The organism is Fibrivirga algicola, from assembly GCF_011742925.1.
GTDB lineage: Bacteria > Bacteroidota > Bacteroidia > Cytophagales > Spirosomataceae > Fibrella > Fibrella algicola.
The window spans coordinates 144,515-162,481 of the sequence record NZ_WAEL01000003.1; the positions used below are offsets into that span (position 1 = coordinate 144,515).

Here is a 17,967-nt window from a genome sequence, read left to right on the forward strand (position 1 = left end):
ATTCAGGTATGTTGTTGGCTGTACGTATGAGGTAAGTGAGCCGTACATCTGAAATCCGAAACTTAACACTTGACCCTTATTTTTACCCCATGATTCATGCCAAGCAATTACGCTCGTTTACCGAGCAGATTTTTCAGGCCATTGGCTGCTCGGAAACCGATGCCCAACTAGCCGCCGATGTATTAGTATCAGCCGATTTGCGGGGCGTCGATTCGCACGGTGTAGCCCGACTGGCCGGGTACGTCCGGCTGTACGATAATGGTCGACTAAATCCCACCCCCGCCATAAGCATCGTACACGAAACTCCTTCTACCGCTGTGGTCGATGGAGACCGGGGCCTGGGCCTGGTAGTGGGGCCGTGGGCCATGCAGGTAGCTATAGAAAAGGCACGTATAGCTGGCACGGGCTGGGTGGCGGTTCGCAACTCCAACCATTTCGGCATCGCGGGCTATCATGCCCTGCTGGCGGCCAAACACGATATGATCGGGCAGGCTATGACCCATGCTGCCCCGCTGGTTGCCCCCACTTTTTCACTCGACAAGTTGCTCGGTACAAATCCAATTGCCGTGGCAATTCCGGCTCAGACCGAGCCGACCTTCCTAGCCGACTTCGCATCGACGGCGGTAGCCTATGGCAAACTGGAGATTCTGCAACGGAAAGGACAGGACATTCCACTTGGCTGGGCGCAGGACGCTAACGGAAACCCAACTACTGACGCCAATGCCGTGAAAAATGGCGGTGCCTTATTGCCGCTGGGCTCTGATCGCGAACACGGCAGCCATAAAGGATACGGGTTAGGTGCCATTGTCGATATCTTCTCGGGTGTATTGTCAGGAGCTAACTATGGCCCTTGGGTACCGCCCTTCGCTACGGCTGGTTTCATGCAGGCTAACGAGGGCGTTGGGTCAGGGACCGGTCATTTTTTCGGGGCTATGCGCATCGACGCGTTTCGCCCGGCCGACGAGTTCAAACAGCATATGGATACCTGGATTCAGCGGTTCCGTTCAGCCAAAGCGGTAGAAGGGCAGCACGTCCTGGTGCCCGGCGACCCCGAGCGAATGCTGGAAGCAGAGCGGCTGCAGAATGGGATTCCCGTGCACGAAACGGTGCTAAAAACGCTTCAGGAATTGGGGGAACGATTTGGGATTAGTTTGTAGGAAAGCGTATGCACTTCCATTAATATAGCATTAAAATAGGTAGAATTAAGGACTTGTCTAGCTACATCAGTAAAAAAAAACTGGGCCGTTGAATCAAGTTCAATATTGTATCTTTTGAGGAACTCTTATTTCCTTAACTAGACAAAAACAGCGAATACAGGCTGTTTTTGGCTTTTTTACTTAATATACAGATTTTATAGAGAATAATTTTTTTTCAATAGTGTCAAAACAACTCGCAATAACAAATTCGGACGGTCACCGTTTTAAATCCAAGAAAGCCTGCCAGACAGGTATTTTTATCACTATATCACTAATCGTTATGAAAAAGTCAATCGTAGTTGCCGCCCTAGCCTTTCTTTGCGCCTCACAGGCCGGATTTGCCCAAGCTGTTCAAAAAGCGAAAGAGGTAAAAAAAGAGATGAAGGCTGAGAAGAAAATGGAGAAAGCCGAAGAACATCGGGAGAACGCCAAGACAGGTAAAGGCCTCGAAATTGCTGGCATTTCCGACAAAAAAACCCGCATGGCAAAAGCTGAACGGAAAGAAGAAAAAGCAGAGAAAAAAGCAATAAAAAGCGACGCAAAAGCGCTGAAAGCAGTGGCCAAACGCAAAACAAAAGTTGCCGCTGGCGTAAATTAGTAAATACAAAGTCCACCATTCGCTCTACAAAAAAAGGCGATCTGCACATATGCAGATCGCCTTTTTCAATTAGCTCTTACAGCACTGCCTCAACCCATAAAATGAGGCCATTCATAGAATATGCACCGAGGTGTTTTGGGGCATCCACTGAAGCTCAGGCATCATGTATGTTGTATTAATCGACAGTGTGGTTTTCAGCGCGTTGGGAGTTTGGCCAGCGCCAGGCTCGGTGGGCTGTATCGTGTTCGGCAGCCTAACGGGCCATACCGCTACGTGACTTTTAATCGTGAACGTGGGGCTGTTCAACAATATGCCATGGTGATAAGCCTGAGTAGTTAGGGGAATGCCGGTTTGGGGTTATAGAAATACGAATGCATGTTCTCCCCCCGGCCCCTGCATAACTGACGGGATACCAATCGAACTACAGATGAACAAGACCATTGATGCACTGAGTGTATACAATCTATTTTTACTGAACCTAGCGGCATAACGCGTTACTGCACCCGCGATGCCAACAATCAGAAGTAAATTAATGAAAGGCCAGATAATAAGTAGTGTAGCTTGCATGCCCTCGATATCGACAAGAAAGTCACCAAATCAAGCTACGACCAATTACGGCTTCAGTACCATCGTTGCTTCGGTAACCTGCTCGATGCGTCTCCGGGAAAAGAAGACCGGAAAATAGCCGTTTTCAGCCCATAGCGGAAACAGATCGCGGTAGTGCGGGCTATCCGGATTAGCCGATTGGCCAGGGCTATTGATCCCCATTGTGCGGTCCCAATCTTCGGTATCGACCACAATGCGGAAGGTGGCTCCGTGCTCCTGATTCAGGCTGCCGCCGGTTGCGTTTACGGTTTCGGCATAGCCACCCCGAACTACCGGACCAATGTTGATTCGCCGTCGCTGCTCATTACTGACGAGCCCGCTTAATGCGTGAGTAAGCTGACTGTGTTTATTTTTTCGCTGGCCGTACACCCAGGTTTCCATGTCGGGGCCAAGCCGTTCGGTCAGGTCAGCCACTGCGCGGGTAACACAGGCCAGGAGCAGGCTATCACGCCAATTCGAGGAATTTATGGGTCGGTTGATAGCCAGTTGCGGCGAAACAGCCCAGTCGAGTATACGCTTCGTGGGAATACTTTTCAGGTACGGCCGGGCATCGGCCGGCACCGCCAGCGTCATGAAAGCCCGGCGAAGCTGGGTTTCGAAACCCACGTAGATCGCCGCTGCTACCGATGACGTACCCAGCTCATAATTCCATTTGCGCAGGTACGTTAAGGCCTGCTCGGTAGGGAGGTCTTCCGACGACAGCGGCTCCAACAAAGGCACCAGCGTGCGGGCAGGCAGCGCAACGTAATCAGCCTGTAGCCGCATAAAGTCGCTCAGGGTTTTGCGTTTACCGTCGGCCAGCACCTCTTCAATCCGATGTGTCCGCGACGGCGATGACCATACCCAGCCAATGGCATTACGGTAAGGGTAGTTGGCCGGTGTCATGTTATTGTTGGCCGTTACGATATAGCCCGACGCTGGGTTTTCGCTATGCGGCAGCTTGTCGATGGGCAAATACCCCGCCCATTCATAGCGCCCATCGCCTGGCACGGGTACCAGTCCCGTCCAGTTTTTGCGGATCGGAGCCAGCCCTACTGCCTGCCAGCCAATGGTACCTTTCGGGTCTGACCAAACCATATTTTCGCCGGGAATACGACTGTACAGACACGCCTGCCGAAACTCGGCCCACGAACGCGCCTGGTTCATGCGCAGGCTCGACAGATAGGGTGAGCAGCCGGACTCGAGCCAGCCCACCCGCATGGCGTAGGCCCGGTGCGCTTTTCCGTCTTCAAACACGACCGGCCCGTGGCGCGTGTATTTCAGCGTTACCGTTTGCGCCGCCATGCCCTTTACGGCAATTGTTTCGCGTCGCATGCGCATGGTTTCCCAACGCCCTTTATAGCGGTACTGATTCGGGTTGGCGGGGTTGGTTTCGTACACGTACAGGTCTTCATTGTCGGTGTCGAAAATCGTCAACCCCCAGGCGCCGTAGTCGTTGTGTCCGATTGAAATACCCGGCAAGGTGGGTTCACCGGCCCCGATCACGTTCCAGCCGGGGGCATTCAGGTGGGCCCAGTACCGCAACGAGGGGGTGCCAACAGCCCGGTGAGGGTCGTTGGCCAGCATGGGATAGCCACTTGCCGACTTTTCGCCCGAAATAACCCAGTTGTTTGAGCCGACAAAGTGTTTTTCGGCCTCGAACCAGTCATTGGCGTCGTCGCGTTCACGGGCGCGCAGTTTTGCTTCTTCCTCATCCGTTGCGCCAAGCGTTTGGTCGGCCGCACTAAAGCGGATAGGCAAGCGGAAGGCTTCATACAATTCCAGAATAGGCTGCATGAGCCCCGCCCCGTCGACGTGCAGGGTCAGATCGGGCGTGGCCTGTTTCGTTGGCGAAGCGTTGGGCTGCGGGTGAAACCATTGCAGGGCCCGCAGGCTATCGGCCCCGATCAGGTGCACCAGCCGTCCGTAGTTCAGTTCGTCGCGGATGTTACTCAGTAAGCCCTGATGCCGGCTGATCACTACCTCAGGGGTCCATAGTCCGGGTTTGGTATTCAGTGTTTTAAATTCGAACGGCAGTTTCTCCGGCGTCCGGTTGATCTCGGTCACGTAGGCGTTGATACCTGCTACAAATGCCCGCACAATCAAGCTACCGTGGGGGTGGTAGTGATTCAATTCAGCGTCGAGATTCTGCGGCCGGAATCTGAACAGCCGGGTGCCTATGTCGCGCTTCAGTTCGCGGGGGCCAAGCAATTCGGCCACGGTGCCGGTTGCCTGTCTACGCCATAGTTCGAGCTGAAACAGCCGATCCTGCGCTGCCAGGTACCCCTGCGCAAAAAACAGATCATGCTCGTTTTTGGCGTAAATATGATTTACCCCCCATTGATCGCGTAAGACCTCGACGGGCTGTTTTAGCCCTTTTACGTTCAGGTCCTGCGTGCAGGCGGTAGTGGCAATCAGTACAAACAGAAGGATAAGGCGCATACGAGATTAAGTTGGACCAAGGTTGGCAGAAGCAGCAGGCGCTACGTTTGCGCTGGAAACAACCGGAAAACCTGTTGATCGCGACAGCAAACACAAACTGCGTTCTGCCGGCTCTAGGAGACAATTTGGCCTGAAACGGTCCCGAAACCAACCCGAATGCCTTCTTTTTCGGCGTAACCGCGGAAAGTTACCGTATCGCCATCCTGTAGAAACGTCCGGGTTTCGCCTGTCGACAGGGTAATCGGTTCGGCACCACCCCAGCAGAGCTCGAGCAACGACCCCCAGGCCGATCGATCTGGTCCTGAAATAGTCCCTGACGCTATCAGGTCACCCACCCGCACGTTGCAGCCGTTGATGGTGTGATGCGCCAGCTGCTGCGCCTGTGACCAGTACAGAAACCGCTGGTTCGACCGTGAAATGATCGTTTCTTTCGAATCGGCGGTGCCGTTTGCCGGCGTCAGGCTCACCTCCAGCTGAATGTCGAGATTGGGTACCAGGCTGGTTTCGCTCAGGTAGGGCAAGGGGGCAGGCTCCTGCACGTACCCAGCCACCCGAAACGGGGCAAGGGCTTCCATCGTAACCACCCAGGGCGACATCGACGAGCCAAAGCTTTTGCCCAGAAATGGCCCCAACGGCACGTACTCCCATTGCTGTATATCCCGCGCCGACCAGTCGTTGAACATCACCATACCAAACACATGCTCGTCGAAATCGGCGGTGGTCAGTGACGTACCCAGCTCGGTATCTTTTCCGACAATAAAGGCTGTTTCCAACTCGAAATCAAGCCGTTGCGACTGACCAAAAACGGGTTGCGTCTCCCCTTTCGGTAACCGCTGTCCGTTGGGCCGCTTAATGGCTGTCCCCGACACCACAACCGACGAAGCCCGGCCGTGATAGCCAACAGGCAGGTGTCGCCAGTTGGGCAGCAGCGCATTGGCCGGGTCGCGAAACATGGCCCCCACGTTGCTGGCATGGTCGATGCTCGAATAAAAATCGGTGTAATCGCCAATCTGAACGGGCAGATGCATGATAGCCTCAGCCTGCGACACAAACGCCTCGTCGGCCAGGCCATGCAGCAGAGAGTTGTCGCTGGTCAGTTCGGTTTGCAAAGCTCGACGTACCTGCTGCCAAACGGGGCGGCCCAGCCGGATAAAATCGTTCAGGTAGTTGCGCCGAAATACGTCGCGCTGTTTGTAGGGCAAAAATGCATCGAAAACAGCCATATCGGCGGCAAAAGCCAGATCGAGGATCTGATTGCCGACAGCCACCCCTACGCGGGGCTCGGGCTGTTGGGCGGTACTGAAAATACCAAAAGGCAGGTTGTAAATCGAAAAATCGGAATCAGCCGGAATAGTGAGCCAGGAAGTCATGTAACAGAACGTATGAAAAATAAGGAGCAAGCGATTGCGGACCCGCTGACTTCAGCCAACGGCAACTGATAAAAAGTCTCAACAGGACTTGTAGTTTTTGCCGTTGGGGTCAGCCAACGGAGTCCTTACTCCCGCCAGGATTGAAAATAAACGCCATCGTCGATGCCGAGCGCCTGATTGGTTAGTTTGAGTGGCCGGAAGGTATCGACCATGACGGCGAGTTCGTCGGTTTTGGTTTTGCCGATGCTTCGCTCCATGGCGCCGGGGTGCGGCCCGTGCGGAATACCACCGGGATGCAGCGTCAGGATGCCGGGCGAAATGCCGTTACGACTCATAAAATCACCATCCACGTAGTAGAGCACCTCGTCGGAGTCGATGTTGCTATGGTTATACGGGGCCGGAATGGCCTCGGGGTGGTAGTCGTAGAGACGCGGCACGAAGGAGCACACCACACACGATTTGGTCTCGAATGTCTGATGCACCGGCGGTGGCTGGTGAATACGTCCGGTAATAGGTTCGAAGTTGTGAATTGAAAACCCATACGGAAAATTATAGCCGTCCCAGCCCACTACGTCGAACGGGTGGGTATCGTATACAAGCGTGTGCAGGATTCCCTCTTTTTTGATCTTCATGACAAAATCGCCGCGCTCGTCATGGGTTTCCAGATTCTGCGGCAATTTGTAATCGCGCTCGCTATAAGGCGAATGTTCGAGCTGCTGACCAAAGTGATTGCGGTACCGTTTAGGCGTGTAGATTGGCGAGGTCGATTCCAGATACAGCAGGCGAGTGCCCTCAGGTACGTCGGTGACGTCGAAATTGATCTGATAGATCATGCCGCGCGGAATGAGCAGGTAATCGCCGGGTACAAAAGCAATGGTGCCGAGCATAGTCCGTAACGTACCCGCCCCCCGGTGCACAAACAGCAATTCGTCGGCATCGGCATTCTTGTAGAAATAGTCGGTGAGCGACGCGCGCGGAGCGGCCACACCCAGCACCACATCGTTATTGAACAGCAGCGGCGTACGGCTTTCCAGGTAATCGTTGGCGGGCGGCACATCAAAGCCAATCAGCTTGCGCGACATAATGTTATGATCGACACCCGCCGTTGGGCGCAAATCAACTGAGTCGAGCACGGCCTTCACCTGCGTGGGGCGGTGAAGGTGATACAGCAGCGATGACATTCCATCGAAGCCGATGGTGCCAAACAGCTGTTCGTAATAGAAGGCCCCCTGCGGACTACGAAAAATCGTATGCCTTTTGGGAGGCAACTGACCAAGACGATAGTAGATAGGCATGATTTGTGATGAAGTAGTTAGCAAGTAAACGCAAAAAGACACGTGTATGGCAAAAGCCGGAGCGTGAATTTCCTTACTGATGCCCATCGAGTGGGACCTTTACGTCCACCACTATGCAACCCATAACAGCCGCTATCTCCCTTTTAATCAGCTTACTACTCCTCTCTTTTAGCCTCGCCAACGGCCAAAGCAAACCAGTTCGCCAGCGCCAGAAAACCAGCCAACCGGCCCTGGCCAGGAAAGCCTGCTTACCGGCCCAGATTACGGCCTCAAAAACGGTACTGTGCACCGGTGAGACAATCGATTTACGGTCTAATATCCTGCCCTCCTACCGTTACCGCTGGTTCAAAGATGGGGCGGTGATCGTGGGCGAAACAACCTACCTGCTTACCATCGACATGCCCGGTATGTATAAACTGGAAGTGACCAACACAGCCGATGTAAACTGCGTGCAAACGGACGAGATCGTGATCAGGCAGAGCCCATTGAAAAAAATATCGATCCTGCCGTTGACCCAGCAAGTAGCTTGCGAAGGCAGTTCACTGGTGGCAGCCATCGACGCCGGAACCGCTACTCCTACAACCGCCAGTCTGACCTACACCTGGCAGCGCAACGGATTCGCCCTTCCGGGCGGTGGGCCAACGCTTCTGGCTGGTGTACCCGGCGTATACACTGCTTTCGTACTCGACGCTGACTGTGCCGTTAGTTCAGCGCCGGTGGAAGTGTTTGCTACGCCTAAACCGACTTTCTCTACCGTACAGCCCCTTTGCAACGGGGTTGATCCGGTTACCCTGAGCGTTACGCCTGCCGGCGGCATCTTTTCAGGAAAAGGCGTTCAGAACGGGCGCTTCAGCCCACAACTGGCCGGTGGAGGTCAACATACCATTACGTACTCGGTCACCAGCACGCAGGGTTGCCCGGCATCCGTTGATCAGACAATCCAAGTTATCGACGTACCTCAACCTGATTTGGGGCCTAACCAAACCATTATTGTTGGCAGCCGCGTGGTCCTGCAAGGGCCAGTTGGCCCAAACCTGGCTTATACATGGGACCCCATTACCAGTCTGTTAATCGACGGCTCCACAATGGGCGGTGGCGGTTCCCGGATTAACTTGCCGCAGGTAACGGCCAAACCCAACGTAACCACTACCTACCACCTCACGGTCAGCGCAGACAGCGAGTGCCCACGGAGCAGCAGCGTGACCATTACCGTATTACCGGGGCTCTTTTACCCGTCTGCCTTTACGCCCAACGGCGACGGCCAGAACGACGTCTGGGCCATTCTGGGTGCCGAAGCGTTTCCGCTCTGTTCAGTACGGATCTACAACCGCTGGGGTGAGCTAATCATGAGTCAGTCGCCCTACGCCCACCCCTGGGATGGGCGCGTTCGGGGCGAGCGCGTGGCTCTGGGACCGTACAGGTACGTTATCAGCCCCGCCCCCTTCCTGCCCGATCGCACAGGTACGTTAACCGTGCTGGATTAGGCTGGTCTTAGGGAAAGGCCAGGGTACAGCCGCGCCACTATGCTTTTTTACACCGGCAGATTAGCTAGCTTCTCCTTTAACGAGTTGAAATCCAAAGGCTTGGCTAGAAAATCATCAGCCCCAAGGTCCATAGCCTGCTGATGGCTTTCGGCATCGCCATAGGCCGTAATCATCATCACCACGGGCGGGCGATCGGGCGTTACCGTACGGATATGGCGCAGTAGCTCCAGCCCACTCATGCCGGGCATATTGATATCCGACAGAATCAGAACGGCTTCGTGCGGGCGGGCATTGAAAATTTCCAACGCCTCTTCGCCCGACGACGCAAAGGTCATGTGCACCGTGCCACTCCGAATTTCGCGCCGGAACCGCTGCTCAAACAAAGGCTGTACATCGGGTTCGTCGTCAACGACAAGAATATGTGTCATGGGAAGGTTGGGTTTGATGTTTGTCGTTTGCCGTTACGCTGTTAGTTCACTGTAATCCGAAATAGCAGCGCAACGACAAACAGCAACCCTTTTCAAGTTGCTGGTAATAAAATGGTAAACGTTGTGCCGACACCGTCTTTACTATCGAGCAATAGAGAGCCACCGTGGCCTTTTGTGATGATGTCGTAGCTTAAACTCAGGCCGAGACCTGTACCGGAGCCAGATGGCTTGGTCGTAAAAAATGGCTGAAAAATCTTTTGTTGCACCTCATCCGACATTCCGGTACCGTTGTCACGTACCTGAATTTCGACGCCAACCGGCGTTTGCATTGTGGTTACCACGACCGTTGGCTGATAAGCAAACCCCTTCAACGTACCCGACTGCCTTTCAGTTACTTGCCGCTGTTGAACGGCATAAAAAGCGTTGTTGAAGAGGTTAAGCAGCACCCGGCCAATATCCTGGGCCACCAAACTAACATTGGGTAAGTTAGGGTCCAGCTCGGTACGGAAGCTGGCGTTGAAGCTCTTGTCTTTCGCCCGCAGACCATGGTAGCTCAGCCGCAGGTACTCGTCGGCCAGGGCGTTCAGGTCGGTAGGCTCCCGCTGGCCGGTGCTGGCGCGGCTGTGCTGAAGCATGTTGCGCACAATGCCCGAAGCCCGCTGGCCATGATGACTGATCTTGGTCAGGTTTTGGCTCAGGTCGGTCAGGAGTTCTTCTTCCAGTCCCGCATCCCGCTCGGCAAGCGGGCGCTGGCGTTCTTCCAACAGTTCATTAACCAGGTCGACCGATACGTCGGAGAAGTTATTAACGAAGTTGAGCGGGTTCTGAATCTCGTGGGCAATCCCCGCCGTCAGCTCACCTAATGAAGCCAGTTTTTCGCGCTGAACAAGTTGCGCCTGAGCGGCCCGAAGTTCGGTGAGGGCCATTTCCAGTTCTTCTTTCTGACGGGTAATTTCTGCCTTCTGTTGCGTCAGTTCCTGGGTACGTTCCTGCACCAGCCCTTCCAGCACTTGACGTTCGCGGCGTTCGGCTTCTTCCCGATCAATGCGGGCCTGGTGTTCTTTGCTGTACGATTTTCGCTGGCGGGCGGCGTAGCCAAATAGCGAGAAAACCCAGATGTAAGCGAACCCGACCGATGTTTCGAACACTTCGCTATAGGGCACGTAGAGTGTTTTCTCCATGAAGCTCCGGATAAACGATGTCGACGCCAGTACCAGCAAAAACGGAATCAGCGACAGCAACAGGGCACGGGCGGGCGGGTAACGTCTGGCACCTACATTGACAACATAGATGTCGAAAGCCAGGGCGACGTAGCAAACCCAGGTTGCTTTCAATTCATACGTTCCGTTGGCATCCAGTATTTGGTCGATCACAAACAGACCGGCCAGCACAATAGCCGCACCAATCAGCCCCCGATCCCAGGCGGGCATCTTCTCCTTGGTAGTAAGGAAGTTGCGCGTCTGCAGCAGAAAGAAGATAGTGACGACTAGAACGGGGACATTCATAGCATTGGTGGTGGCTTAGGCAGCCTGCAAAGGCAAGGTAATACGAAACTCGGTAAACTGCCCCGCTTCTGAGGCTACGTTGATTGTACCGCCATGCCCTTTTGTAATGATGTCGTAACTCAGGCTAAGGCCCAACCCCGTACCCGACCCGGTAGGCTTTGTGGTGAAAAATGGCTGGAATATTTTGCTGCGCACCTCATCGGGAATTCCGATGCCGTTATCCCGTACGCGGATTTCGACCTGCTTGCCAATCTTCGTTGTCTGAACAGTGACTGTGGGCGCATACCCCGCCTCGCCAAGCAAAACGCGTTGCTGAACAGCATAAAAGGCGTTGTTGAAGAGGTTGAGCAGCACCCGGCCAATATCCTGAGCCACCAGCCCCACCTGCGGGAGTTTAGGATCCAGTTCGGCGCGGAAGCTGGCGTTGAAGCTCTTGTCTTTCGCCCGCAGACCATGGTAGCTCAGCCGCAGGTACTCATCAGCCAGGGCGTTCAGGTCGGTGGGTTCCCGCTGGCCGGTGCTGGTGCGGCTATGCTGGAGCATATTGCGCACAATGCCCGAAGCCCGCTGGCCATGATGACTGATCTTGGTCAGGTTCAGATTCAGGTCGGTCAGCAATTCTTCTTCCAGTCCCGCATCCCGTTCGACGTCGGGGCGCTGGCGCTCCTCAAGCAGTTCATTAACCAGATCGACTGACACTTCCGAGAAGTTATTGACGAAGTTGAGCGGGTTCTGAATCTCGTGGGCAATGCCCGCCGTCAACTCACCCAACGAGGCCATTTTCTCTTTCTGAACAAGCTGGTTCTGGGTCGCTCGCAGTTCATCCAGCGACTCCTGCAACTGAGCCGTTCGTTCAGCCACCTGCCGTTCCAGCGTTTCCTTCTGGCGAGCCAACAACGTTTGACGTTCTTTTTCCTGCTCAAATGACTGCCGCGATAAGCGCTGCACTTCCAGCAGTTGCCCCGCCATCCGACGTTGCGTGAACACGAACGAACGGGCAATATAAAGCGAGATCGATAGGGGTATGAAAAGTACAGCGAGGTAATAGATGACCTGCTGCGTAAAATCTGATAGCGGCAGGAGTCGGAGCGGGGTCAGCTGGTCGAATGAATAAATGCAGAACACGGTAAACAACACCAGCGCGCTGAGCATCCCGCCAATGATGAACTCGCCACCCCACTTTTTACGCCCCAACAGCATGATACGGCTGCACTCGGCCGTGCCCAAGAGTGCTGGCCCAAACTCGGCCCAGTCGGCACCGGTGTGAGGAACCAGGAAGACCATAAAGCCGAAACACGCTATTGCCGCCGCGATCAGAAAATAGATCAGCCCAAACGGTTTTTCGTAGATCGTATAGATGGCTGTCACCAGAGCGATATACCCCACCGGATACGCCAGCGTACCCATCAGCGCCCAATTAACGTATGAATCATAGGTCTCGATGATACCCAGAATCTGCATAATGGCCAGAAACGCTATGGCAAAGGCCGCACAGGCCAGAGCCAGCGCACCGTTGGCTCTATCGTTGGTGTTATACGCGAAGAACATGCCGTGCAGCAGCGCCAGCATCACGAATAGGCCGGTCGTGAACGTAGCGATGAGCCGCTGCCAGCGCACGGTAAACGGCTCTACTATCGGTTGATCGCCGTCGCGCAACTGAGCCAGTAGCAGCGACTGGCTGGGGGGCTGATAATTCCCCCAATGAGCCTCTCCACTCACGGCAAACCGAATGGCCAGCACGATGTTTCCGGCCGAATCGGGCTGAACGACCAGGGTGTGTCTGACCGACGAGGATGTAGGTCCGGCAGGGCGGCTCTCATCGGGGAACGTACCTGTCAGGCGCAGCCGCCTGCCGTTTACAAAGAGTTCGGTAGCCGCCGTTTGCCGCCACACCAGCGCCAACCCTTTCTGACGAAACTCGGGTTTTAGATAGAGCCTCAGGCGCAGCCACCCAAGTTTCTCCGGCAGTTGAGGGAGCAGGGCCGAAACAGGCTGGGCGGGGTCAAGTCGCTGCCACGTTGAATCGACCAGATCAGCACGGCTCCACTCCGGGTCGTCGCCCGCCCGAAACGCCCAGCTACTGGTTGGCTTTCCTGCTAGTGTCGCACCAGATTTGGCCGTGCCTGTAAGCGGAAACCCGGTTTCGGGTAAGCTATCAACGACGACGACCTGACCTATCGCCAGCGAAGCAACGAGCCAGCCAATCAGTACGAGCACTAAGCGGGACATAAGATGGGGTTTCAAACACCTAAAGAAACGCCTTTAGGCGCAAAGCGACAAGTCAGATAGTCGCGGAGTGTGCCAGCATTCCATATACGGTCGGGAAGCAGGCCGTGCGGAGGGGCGTTTGTCAAGCTGTCAGCTTTGTCAGGCGTCGAATAAAATTCTGTAGCCAATTGGTTTTTAGCAACAAGCCAAACAGTACGATGCCCGTTAAAGCACACGCAACGCCAGCCAGTACATCAAGGAGGTAGTGGTGGCTAGTGTAGACAGCTGAAAACCAGACACCTACCATGATGACCGCAAAGCCGACGTTTATAGCGCCTAATCTGTTTTTCAGGCCGTAGTATAGCACGATAACCGGGTACGACGAATGAAGCGAGGGCATGGCTGCAAACACGTTTGAGCTCTTAGCATAGATCGCGTTGAAGACCGACAACCCCGTTAGCTGATCGAACTGAGCCAGCCCAGCCGTGTTACCGGGCGTGTTAGCATGAAAAACGAAACCATGCAGCTGTACGTACCAGGGCGGCGCGGCCGGATATAGGTAATACACGACAAAACCTAGCAGGTTGACCAGCACAAACGTAAGGGCGAATGGGAAAAACTGAGCCCGGTTCCGAACAAACAAATAGGCCGCGAAGAGCAACGGAATAGGCACCCAGGTTAGGTAAAACAGACCGGTGGCAAGGGCCAGCGAGTTGGTCCGGTGCCGCAGCCAGTACTCGTTCGGCGTCAGCAGCGCTGCGCCGTCACGGATACCGAACAACTGCTTTTCCAGGTTATACAGCGACTCGATATGAACGGTGGTATACCGGTAGTTCGGGAACGCCTTCATGTAGTCGAAGACGATCCAGTACACCACGAAAATAGAGAAGCCAATGATAAACTTCCGGCTTGGCTCAGACGCGTAGTATAGCCCATTGATCAGGGCCAGCAAGACTAACTGGTCAGTCTTGAAACCAACCAGTTTATACGAAACGAACAGGTACGTTAGCGAGGCCAGGCTGAGCCACAATGCCCCTTTGCCGGGCCCGGAACGGGTAATATCGGTGGGTTGGCTCATGAAACAGGTACGTGCGCGTTACACCGGAATCCGTTCCACCAGCGCTTCTCCCGTCGACGCGTTGGTGCCTTCAAACTGAATGTATTTTACGTTGGGCACCCACATTGTTCCGCCCTCTATGCGCAGGTACACCCGCTTCACGATCACCTTTTTCTTGTTCACCGTAGTGTACACGTAGTAGGTGTTCTGCGCCGTTTTGGCCAGGTGAAAGGGTAGCTTTTTGTAGGAAACAAAACTGAATTCGTACTCCTCATTCCGGAGAGGGCGCGCCTTGATTCCATAGGCAAACGTGCGCTGCACATAGGTTAACTCTTCCTGCTGACTCTGTTCGCCGTACCGAATCCAGTACGCTTTGATCGGATCATCTTTGTCTATTTGCCCGTTCTTCAGGTTCAGCGCATAGATAACTGTATTTGTGTTCGGGTCGCGCTGTAGGTAGAACAACTGATTGGGTACGTTCCTGGGAACCGGAAACGAGGCTGGCACCTGTTGTGGCTCCCGGTTGCCTGCCGGAGGGGTGACAATCCCAACTGACTGACCAGCTATAGGCCCCAGCAGAAGCAGCGCTACCAATAGGGCGGTAGGTGGGGTGGTTCGTTTCTCTTTTTCATCAAGGGCCGCCTTCGAATCGAGCAGCCGGTTGTAGGCGGTAATATTGGTCATCACGGCCATCACGGCCAGTGGAAGGGTAAAAATTGACATGGTTTCAAAGATATGCACCGGAACGCCCGGGACGGTTATCCTGAAGTCGGGACCAAGCAGAGGAGCCAGACAACCGCAGGCCAGGGCCGACACCCCAATGGTGATGACCCGTTCGGGTCGCTGCATCAGTCCGCTTTTACATTCGATGCCCAACCCCTCCGCACGGGCACGGGTGTAGCTAACCATCATAGAGCCAATAAGGGCAATGAATGCGAACAGGGAACTGAAAAAATAATGCTGGGCGATGAGGTAGTAACAAATCCCCAGAAACAGGATGAGTTCGCTGTACCGGTCCAGCACCGAATCGAAAAGAGCACCGTACAGCGAACTCATCTTCCCAAGCCGTGCTACCTGACCATCCAGCATGTCGAATAAACCAGCGAACAGCACCAACGCACCTGCCCAGCCGATGTAGCTAAAATCGCCCCGATGTTCTGGTTCGCCACCAGCGATAAAAATCAGCGCCACGCCAATGTTCAGCACCAGCCCGATCGTGGTGACCATATTTGGAGTTAACCCCAGCCGGATCAGGAGCCTGACAAATGGATTGATGAGTGCATAAATACCCTGTTGAATTTTGGTTCGGAATGGAAGTGCCTGTGACATACCCGGAAGGCGTTAATCATTAAGAGTCTAAAGTGGCGTGGGTACGTATGTTCCACTGCGACACGCTGAAATGAAGGAGGTGATTGAGCCGCTCACCCAGACCGACCCGAAAGCATGTAAACACAGTAGCTTTCGGACACATGCCTGCTTGCGGCGCGTTTGACCCTGCGTAGAGGTAAATAGAACTCCGAAGGCACCTACTGAGAATTGGTACAACGCTGAATTCGGCTTCGGATTGTTGGCATGAGGTCAGTAGCAGCTATAAGGAGTACAGGCCGCTTCGCTGCTGAGAACCTCGCTGTATAGCTCATAAAATGCTGTAGGCCACCACGGTTCGTAGTACTAAATTGGCGTAAAGGCCAGCCAACAGGTCATCGAACATTACCCCCCAGCCGCCACTTAATTTTTCCAATTTTCGAATCCCAAGCGGCTTGGCAATATCGAAAAAGCGAAAAAGAACTAAACCCAGTAAGAGGCTGGTGGCCGTAATTGGAATAAAAAGCAGCGTAAGGCACATGCCCGCCAGTTCGTCGATCACCACCCGGTAATTGTCTTTACCCCAGTACTGCTCAACTACATTAGCCGACCAGATGCCGACAGCCGTTAGCGCAACAGTGACCAGCACTGGTGTATGAATGAGATAGCCACCGGGAGAAACAGCACCCGGCCGGGTCAGGTACCAGACCGCACAACACACGACCGACGCTACGGTGCCCCCGCCTTTGGGGACGTAACCGATACCCAACCCGGTGGCTATCAACTTATGCATAATTTATACCGTCTGAGACAGGTTTTCGAAATCTTCGAGTCCCAGCGGCGTGATCAGATCTTCGCCCATCAGGAAACGAAGTGTGTTTTCAAGTTTGGTCAGTTGCTTGAAGATGTCGTGTTCAGGAGCCTGCCCTTCTTCCGTCTGTGGCGACTTGAAATAGAACGACAGCCATTCCTGAATACCACTCATCTCAGCCCGTTTCGCGAGGTCCATAAACAGGGCGAGGTCAAGTACCAGCGGCGCGGCCAAAATAGAGTCGCGGCAGAGGAAGTTGATCTTGATCTGCATCTGGTAGCCCAGCCAACCAAAAATATCGATGTTGTCCCAACTCTCTTTGTTATCGCCATGAGGCGGGTAGTAATTGATCCTGACTTTATGGTACATATCACCGTAGAGTTCATGGTTCTCTTCAGGCTTGAAGATTTCGTCCAGTACGCTCAGCTTCGACACTTCTTTGGTTTTGAAGTTATCGGGATCATCGAGTACCAGTCCGTCGCGGTTACCCAAAATATTGGTTGAGAACCAGCCCGTAACGCCCAGCGCCCGCGCATGCAGACCGGGAGCCACGATTGTTTTCATCAACGTCTGGCCCGTCTTGAAATCCTTGCCGGCAATGGGCGTATTGGTCAGGTAGGCCAGTTCATGCAGGGCCGGAATATCGACCGTCAGGTTAGGTGCACCATTGGCAAACGGAACCCCACATTTGAGGGCTGCGTAGGCGTAGAGCATACTTGGCGCAATGGCGGGGTCGTTGTTACGCAAACCCGCCTCAAAACTCGCCAGACTGGCATGCACGGCACTTTCTTCGAAATATATTTCGGTTGAGCCACACCAGATCATGACCAGCCGACTGCACCCGTTAGTTGCCTTAAACTGCTCGATATCGTCGATCAGCGCCTGAGCCAGTTCGTAGCGCGTATCGGCTTCTTTCACGTTGGTACCTTCCAGATTCTTCGCGTACCGTTTATCGAAAGCGGCTTTCATGGGCACGATCGTTTCCAACTCGGCACGAACAGCATTCAACAAGCCCGGTTCCAGTACTTTTGCTTGCAGGGCAGCTTGGTATACATTGTCGGAATATACATCCCAACCGCCGAAAACCAGGTCATCCAGATCGGCAAGCGGAACGAAGTCCTTAATGCGAGGGCTGTTGTTGTCTGAGGGCTTACCCAACCGAAGACTCCCCATCTGAGTAAGCGAACCTACGGGTTTCGACAGTCCTTTTTTGATCGCTACCACACCAGCGATCATCGTTGTTGCCACAGCTCCCAATCCGGGAAGCAAGACACCCAATCGGCCATTGGGTTGCGTAATAGATTGTTTCATCCAGGTAACGTTAACTATTTCATATTGATGCTCATGACCGGACCAGGTACGTTGCCCAGTACGATTGTTCAGGCTTAATGTACTTCATACCCACTTTTTCTATGGGATACATCTTCTGTAAGCATACAGAAAAGGATGTTACACCAAATTGTTTTGGTTTGTACGCTGTAAGTTCCTGAAAGGCAAATTGATTAAGCTACTCTCCACCAAACGGACTGCCTGACGGGTAACCGATACCAATGCAACCACAGACGGGTCAATAGACGCGACTTGTATATGCAATCGAATCCAGCCAATTCATAAAAAGTTCGCACCGTAAGCAGCACCTCGACCTTATTAATCGAGTGGTCACGTTCCCCTTATTTTAATTTA

General features: G+C 54.0%; 13 protein-coding genes. 3 read left to right on the forward strand and 10 right to left on the reverse strand.

All coding sequences use genetic code 11. The annotated features are described in order from the left end of the window. Positions 1-89 precede the first annotated feature (89 nt). Together F7231_RS09190 and F7231_RS09195 are read left to right on the forward strand one after the other, a co-directional pair. Entirely contained in the window at positions 90-1,157 is a 1,068-nt protein-coding gene (locus tag F7231_RS09190; RefSeq protein ID WP_166691700.1) for an Ldh family oxidoreductase, read from the forward strand. A gap of 319 nt (positions 1,158-1,476) precedes the next feature. Further along, complete coding sequence (locus F7231_RS09195; protein ID WP_166691701.1) at positions 1,477-1,794, forward strand: hypothetical protein; 318 nt, start codon at positions 1,477-1,479, stop codon at positions 1,792-1,794. Positions 1,795-2,406: 612 nt separating this feature from the next. On the opposite strand, the gene F7231_RS09200 is transcribed toward F7231_RS09195, so the two are convergent. The 3 genes from F7231_RS09200 to F7231_RS09210 form a co-directional block, all read right to left on the reverse strand. Continuing rightward, complete coding sequence (locus tag F7231_RS09200) at positions 2,407-4,821, reverse strand: penicillin acylase family protein (RefSeq protein ID WP_166691702.1); 2,415 nt, start codon at positions 4,819-4,821, stop codon at positions 2,407-2,409. A 113-nt stretch (positions 4,822-4,934) separates the two neighbouring features. Continuing rightward, the gene (gene fahA / locus F7231_RS09205) at positions 4,935-6,191 is read right to left on the reverse strand and encodes a fumarylacetoacetase (RefSeq protein WP_166691703.1); all 1,257 of its coding nucleotides are present in this window, start codon (positions 6,189-6,191) and stop codon (positions 4,935-4,937) included. Between the two features lie 125 nt (positions 6,192-6,316). After that, positions 6,317-7,486, reverse strand: coding sequence for a homogentisate 1,2-dioxygenase (locus F7231_RS09210; RefSeq protein ID WP_166691704.1), 1,170 nt, complete (start codon positions 7,484-7,486; stop codon positions 6,317-6,319). 113 nt (positions 7,487-7,599) lie between these two features. Between F7231_RS09210 and F7231_RS09215 the strand changes: the two genes are divergently transcribed. Continuing rightward, the gene (locus tag F7231_RS09215; protein ID WP_166691705.1) at positions 7,600-8,970 is read left to right on the forward strand and encodes a T9SS type B sorting domain-containing protein; all 1,371 of its coding nucleotides are present in this window, start codon (positions 7,600-7,602) and stop codon (positions 8,968-8,970) included. A gap of 47 nt (positions 8,971-9,017) precedes the next feature. Here F7231_RS09215 and F7231_RS09220 read toward each other — a convergent pair whose 3' ends face one another. The 7 genes from F7231_RS09220 to F7231_RS09250 all read right to left on the reverse strand — a co-directional run bounded on the left by F7231_RS09220 (position 9,018) and on the right by F7231_RS09250 (position 17,595). Further along, positions 9,018-9,398, reverse strand: a complete 381-nt coding sequence (locus F7231_RS09220; protein WP_085410777.1) for a response regulator — start codon at positions 9,396-9,398, stop codon at positions 9,018-9,020. Between the two features lie 92 nt (positions 9,399-9,490). Further along, a complete protein-coding gene (locus F7231_RS09225; RefSeq protein ID WP_085410778.1) occupies positions 9,491-10,903 on the reverse strand; it encodes a sensor histidine kinase in 1,413 nt (470 codons plus the stop codon). A gap of 15 nt (positions 10,904-10,918) precedes the next feature. Beyond that, the gene (locus tag F7231_RS27375; protein WP_229369761.1) at positions 10,919-13,132 is read right to left on the reverse strand and encodes a sensor histidine kinase; all 2,214 of its coding nucleotides are present in this window, start codon (positions 13,130-13,132) and stop codon (positions 10,919-10,921) included. 121 nt (positions 13,133-13,253) lie between these two features. After that, positions 13,254-14,189 carry a phosphatase PAP2 family protein gene (locus F7231_RS09235; RefSeq protein ID WP_166691706.1) on the reverse strand — a complete coding sequence of 312 codons (936 nt, stop codon included), beginning with the start codon at positions 14,187-14,189 and terminating at the stop codon, positions 13,254-13,256. Between the two features lie 18 nt (positions 14,190-14,207). Then, positions 14,208-15,497, reverse strand: a complete 1,290-nt coding sequence (locus F7231_RS09240) for a DUF4833 domain-containing protein (protein WP_166691707.1) — start codon at positions 15,495-15,497, stop codon at positions 14,208-14,210. Between the two features lie 307 nt (positions 15,498-15,804). After that, positions 15,805-16,266, reverse strand: a complete 462-nt coding sequence (locus tag F7231_RS09245) for a phosphatidylglycerophosphatase A family protein (RefSeq protein ID WP_085410781.1) — start codon at positions 16,264-16,266, stop codon at positions 15,805-15,807. A 3-nt stretch (positions 16,267-16,269) separates the two neighbouring features. Further along, positions 16,270-17,595, reverse strand: a complete 1,326-nt coding sequence (locus tag F7231_RS09250; protein ID WP_085410782.1) for an inositol-3-phosphate synthase — start codon at positions 17,593-17,595, stop codon at positions 16,270-16,272. Between the last annotated feature and the right edge of the window lie 372 nt (positions 17,596-17,967).